Here is a 244-nt window from a genome sequence, read left to right as displayed (position 1 = left end):
CGATAGGGCAGGGACCGCAAGGCACTCTCGATGGTGCGCGAACCGCACAGCCCGCAACTGGCCGTGCCGGCAACGCTCCGCTCCCCCTCGGCCAGCCGGCGCGCATTGGCCGCCGGCACGCGCAAGGCGACGCGGTAGCCCGGGCCATCGCGGGCGATGTCGACGCTTTCGACGTCGCCCGGTGCGGCGACGATGCCCTCCGCCAGCGCAAAGCCGGTCGCGAAATCCTCCAGCTCGGTCGGGC

General features: G+C 73.4%; 1 protein-coding gene. It reads right to left on the bottom strand.

Annotated elements, in window-relative coordinates; all coding sequences use genetic code 11:
• The coding region (locus tag R0J87_RS23655) for a formate dehydrogenase accessory sulfurtransferase FdhD (RefSeq protein WP_498889440.1) at positions 1-244 on the bottom strand (244 nt) is incomplete at both ends.

This window comes from Halomonas sp. SIMBA_159 (assembly GCF_046536035.1).
Classification (GTDB): Bacteria; Pseudomonadota; Gammaproteobacteria; order Pseudomonadales; family Halomonadaceae; genus Vreelandella; species Vreelandella venusta_A.
The sequence above is the reverse complement of the archived record's forward strand: the minus strand, read 5'-3'. Positions and strand labels throughout refer to the sequence as shown.